We start from the raw sequence: 4,922 nt of genomic DNA on the forward strand, positions 1-4,922 counted from the left end.
ACGGCATACCGCACATAGTCGCCGACGGCTACGCCGGTCTCGGCTTCGGCACCGGCTGGGCGCAGGCCGCCGATCAGGTGTGCACGCTCGCCGACGGCTATGTGACCGTGCGCGGCGAGCGCTCGCGGTACTTCGGGGCGGGGGCCGCGCCCGGTTCCGCGCTGTCGTCGGCGTCCACGAACCTCGCCAGCGATCTGTACTTCCGTGGGGTACGGGAGAGCGGCACGGTCGAGAAGCTGCTTGAGCGGCCCGCGCCCGCCGGGGCGAGCCGGGACGCCAAGGAGCTGATGCGCGGCTTCGCGGCGGGCTACAACGCCTGGCTGAAGCAGCACCGCGTCACCGATCCGGCCTGCGCGAAGGCCGCCTGGGTCCGGCCGATCACCGCCCTCGACGTGGCGCGGCACGGCTTCGCAGTGCAGGTGCTCGGCGGCCAGGGACGCGCGGTGGACGGCATCACGGCCGCCACGCCGCCGGGCCCCGGCGCGCCCGAGCGGGCGCCCGATCCGCGCCGTACCGCCGAGGCCGCCCGAAAGCTCCTCGACCAGCGGGACGCCGACATGGGCTCCAACGCCGTCGCCTTCAGCGGGCGCACCACCGCGAACGGCAAGGGCCTGCTGCTCGGCAACCCGCACTATCCCTGGCAGGGCGGACGCCGCTTCTGGCAGTCGCAGCAGACGATCCCCGGAAAGCTGAACGTCTCCGGCGGTTCGCTGCTCGGCACCGCTCACATCAACATCGGGTTCAACGCCGACGTGGCATGGAGCCACACCGTCGCCACCGGTGTTCCCTTCAACGTCCACCAGCTCACCCTGGACCCGGCCGACCCGACCGTCTATCTGGTGGACGGCGAGCGGCACAGGATGCGGAAGCGGACGGTCACGGTCGCCGTCAAGGACGGTGCCCCGGTCACCCGCACCCAGTGGTGGACCCGCTACGGCCCGGTGATCAGCGGACTCGGCGCCCAGCTCCCGCTGCCCTGGACCCCGGCCACGGCCTACGCGCTGAACGACCCGAACGCCGTGAACCTGCGCGGCACCGACACCGGCCTGGGCTTCGCCAGGGCGCGCTCCACGGCGGGCATCCTGAAGTCCCTGCGCGAGACACAGGGGCTGCCGTGGGTGAACACGGTCGCCGCCGACCGCCGGGGGCACTCGCTGCTCAGTCAGTCGCAGGTGCTCCCCCGGATCACCGACGACCTGGCGCGGCGCTGCTCCACCGCGCTGGGCAAGGTGACCTACCCGGCGTCCGGTGTCGCCGTGCTCGACGGCGCACGCGGTGACTGCGCGCTCGGCTCCGACAAGGACGCCGTGCAGCCCGGTATTTTCGGACCCGCCAAGGCACCGGCCCTCAAGGACGCCCCGTACGCGGTGAACTCCAACGACAGCGCCTGGCTGACCAACGCCGACACGCCGGTCACCGGCTACGAGCGGATCTTCGGCACGATCGGCACCCAGCGTTCGCTGCGCACCCGGGGCGGCGTCGAGGACGTGGCGGCGATGGCGGACCAGGGCGGTCTGACGGTGGGGGACCTCCAGAAACAGCAGTTCGCCAACCGGGTTCCCGCGGGCGATCTGGCCGCGGGTGACACGGCGAAGGCCTGTGCGGCGCTGCCGAACGGCACCGCGACCGGCAGCGACGGCAGCAGCGTTCAGGTGGGCGAGGCCTGCCGGGTGCTCGCGCGCTGGGACCACCGGATGCACACCGGCAGCCGGGGCGCCCTGCTCTTCGACCGCTTCTGGCGCAAGCTGACGGCGTCCGTGCCGGGCGCCCAGCTCTGGAAGGTGCCGTTCTCGGCGGCCGACCCGGTGCGCACTCCGCACACGCTCAACACCTCGGCGCCGGGCTTCACCACCGCGCTCGCGGACGCGGTGAGCGAGCTGACCGCGTCGGGCATCGCCCTGGACGCGCCGCTGGGCGAGCACCAGTACGTCGTGCGCGGCAAGCACCGCATCCCGGTGCACGGCGGCACGGAGTCGCTCGGCGTCTGGAACAAGGTCGAGCCGGTCTGGGACGCGAGGAACGGCGGCTACACCGAGGTCGTGCACGGTTCGAGCCACATCCAGGCGGTCGGCTGGGACGACGGACGCTGCCCCAGGGCCCGTACGCTCCTGACCTACTCGCAGTCCTCCGACCCCGGTTCGCGGCACTTCAGCGATCAGACGCGGCTGTACGCGAAGGAGCGGTGGGTGACCTCGCGCTTCTGCGAGAAGGACATCCACGGCGATCCCGCGCTGACGGTGGTGCGGGTGCGCGAGCGCCGCTGAGCGCGACCGGGGGCCGGGTGCCGGGTCCTTCGAGGCGGGGCCCGGCACCCGCGCCGTCTCACAGTGCGCGCTCGTGGCCTTCCCAGTACGGCTCGCGCAGCCGCCGCTTGTAGAGCTTGCCGTTGGGGTCACGAGGCATGGTCCCGATGAAGTCGATGGTCTTGGGCCGCTTGTAGCCGGCGAGCCGCTGCTCGCAGTGGGCGAGTATCTCGGCGGCGAGCGCGTCGCCCGCCTCACTGCCCTCGGCGACCTCGACGACGGCCTTGACCTCCTCGCCCCAGTCGTCGTGCGGGATGCCGAAGGCGGCGGCGTCCGCGACGGCGGGGTGGGTGAGCAGTGCCGACTCGATCTCGGCGGGGTAGATGTTCACACCGCCCGAGATGATCATGTCGATCTTGCGGTCGCGCAGGAAGAGATAGCCGTCCTCGTCGAGCAGGCCGAGGTCGCCGACGGTGAAGAAGTCGCCGATGCGGTTCTTCCGCGTCTTCGTCTCGTCCTTGTGGTACGAGAATCCGCCGGTGGACATCTTCATGTAGACGGTGCCGAGTTCGCCCGGCGGGAGGCGGTTGCCGTCGTCGTCGAAGACGGCCAGTTCGCTGATGGGCCAGGCCTTGCCGACGGTCCCCGGCTTCTTCAGCCAGTCCTGGGCGGTGGCGAAGGCGCCGCCGCCCTCGCTGGCGGCGTAGTACTCCTCGACGCACTCGCCCCACCACTCGATCATCGCCCGCTTCACATGGTCGGGGCAGGGCGCGGCGCCGTGGATGGCGTGCCGCATCGAGGACACGTCGTACGAGGCCTTCGTCGCGTCCGGCAGGGCGAGCAGGCGGTGGAACTGGGTGGGCACCATGTGGGTGTGGGTGCAGCGGTGGGTCTCGATGAGGCGGAGCATCTCCTCGGGCGTCCACCGGTCCATGAGCACCAGCGGGTGGCCGATGTGCAGGGCGGCGCCCGCGAACTGGAGCACGGCGGTGTGGTAGAGCGGTGAGCAGACCAGGTGGACGTTGTCGTCGAAGGGCTTGATGCCGAAGATGCCGAGGAAGCCGCCGAGGTAGGACTCCTCTGGGAGTCTGCCGGGCAGCGGCCGGCGGATGCCCCGGGGGCGTCCTGTGGTGCCGGACGTGTAGTTCATGACCCAGCCGAGAGTGCGGTCCTCCGGCTCCGACTCGGGCTGGCTGTCCAGGAGTTGGTCGTAGGGGCGGAAGCCGGTGATGTCGCCGACGGCGTGGCGGTGTGTCGCGGGGAGCGCCGCCTCGTCGGCCGCCGCGACGGCCGCGTGGGCGAACCGCTCGTGGGCGATGAGCACCTTGGCGCCGGAGTCGGAGACGATCCAGGCGATCTCCGGGCCGACCAGGTGGTGGTTGACGGGGACGAGGTAGAACCCCGCCTGGGAGGCGGCGAGGTAGGCGGTGAGCAGCTCGACGCCGTTGGGCAGGACGACGGCGAAGGCGTCGCCGCGCCGAAGGCCCGCCGCGCGCAGGCCGTGCACCAGCTGGTTGACGGCGGCGTGCAGACGGCCCGCCGTCCACTCCTCGCCGCCGGGGGCGATGAGTACGGTGCGGCCCGGGTCGGCCTTCGCCTGCGCCCAGAATCCGTTGGGGGGTGTTCCTGAGGTGCCGGAGGAGTTGCTTGCGGCTGTGCTCACGTGTGACTTCCCCTTCCCGCGATGCGGTTGACGCGGTCCACGGCTCGCTCGAAGCCGCGTGTCAGGTCGTCGAAGACGTCCCTGACGGCCCGTTCGCTGTTCATCCGGCCGACGATCTGCCCCACGGGCGTGCCGAGCAGCTCCCCCACCTCGTACTTCTGGATGCGCGAGACGGCCTCGGCCACGAGCAGGCCCTGGAGCGGCATCGGCAGGGTGCCCGGGCCCTGCGGGTCGTCCCACGCGTCGGTCCACTCCGTGCGCAGCTGGCGGGCGGGCTTGCCGGTCAGGGCGCGGGAGCGGACGGTGTCGCCGGAACCGGCGGCGAGGAGCTTGCGGGTGAGGGCGGGCGAGTGTAGATCGGCCTCGGTGGTGGTGAGCCAGAGGGAGCCGAGCCAGACGCCCTGCGCGCCCAGTGCGAGCGCGGCGGCGATCTGTTCTCCGCTGCCGATGCCCCCGGCGGCGAGGACGGGCAGCGGGGCGACCGCCTCGACGGCCTCCGGGGTGAGCACCATGGAGGCGATCTCGCCGGTGTGGCCGCCCGCCTCGTACCCCTGGGCGACCACGATGTCGATGCCCGCCGCCGCGTGCTTGCGGGCGTGACGGGCGCTGCCCGCGAGGGCGGCGACGAGGACGTCCTGGTCGTGGGCGCGCCGGATGACGTCGGGCGGGGGTGAGCCGAGCGCGTTGGCGAGGAGCTTGATCGGGTAGTCGAAGGCGACGTCGAGCTGGCTGCGGGCGACCTGCTCCATCCAGCCCGTGATGCGCCAGCCCGACGCCTCGCCCGCGGCGAGTTCGGGCACGCCGTGCTTGGCGAGGGTGTCCCTGACGAACTGCCGGTGCCCTTCGGGGATCATGGCCTCCACGTCGGCCTCGCTCACGCCCTCGACCTTCTTGGCGGGCATGACGACATCGAGTCCGTACGGGCGTCCTCCGGTGTGCCGCTCCATCCAGTCGAGGTCTCTGGCCAGCTCGTCGGGCGCGGTGTAGCGGACCGCGCCGAGCACCCCGAACCCGCC

3 protein-coding genes are annotated in these 4,922 nt (G+C 72.1%); 1 reads left to right on the forward strand and 2 read right to left on the reverse strand.

The features are described 5' to 3' along the window. Window positions 1-2,264 (forward strand): penicillin acylase family protein (locus AB8Z36_RS30875; protein WP_369216690.1); only part of this gene is annotated, 2,264 nt, incomplete at its 5' end. Between the two features lie 58 nt (window positions 2,265-2,322). On the opposite strand, the gene AB8Z36_RS30880 is transcribed toward AB8Z36_RS30875, so the two are convergent. Together AB8Z36_RS30880 and AB8Z36_RS30885 are read right to left on the reverse strand one after the other, a co-directional pair. Continuing rightward, entirely contained in the window at window positions 2,323-3,906 is a 1,584-nt protein-coding gene (locus AB8Z36_RS30880; RefSeq protein ID WP_369216691.1) for an acyl-CoA synthetase, read from the reverse strand. Next, window positions 3,903-4,922: NAD(P)H-dependent flavin oxidoreductase (locus AB8Z36_RS30885; RefSeq protein WP_369216692.1), on the reverse strand; the 1,020-nt coding region annotated here is incomplete at its 5' end. The genes AB8Z36_RS30880 and AB8Z36_RS30885, both read right to left, overlap by 4 nt.

This window comes from Streptomyces flavofungini, assembly GCF_041028215.1.
GTDB lineage: Bacteria > Actinomycetota > Actinomycetes > Streptomycetales > Streptomycetaceae > Streptomyces > Streptomyces flavofungini_B.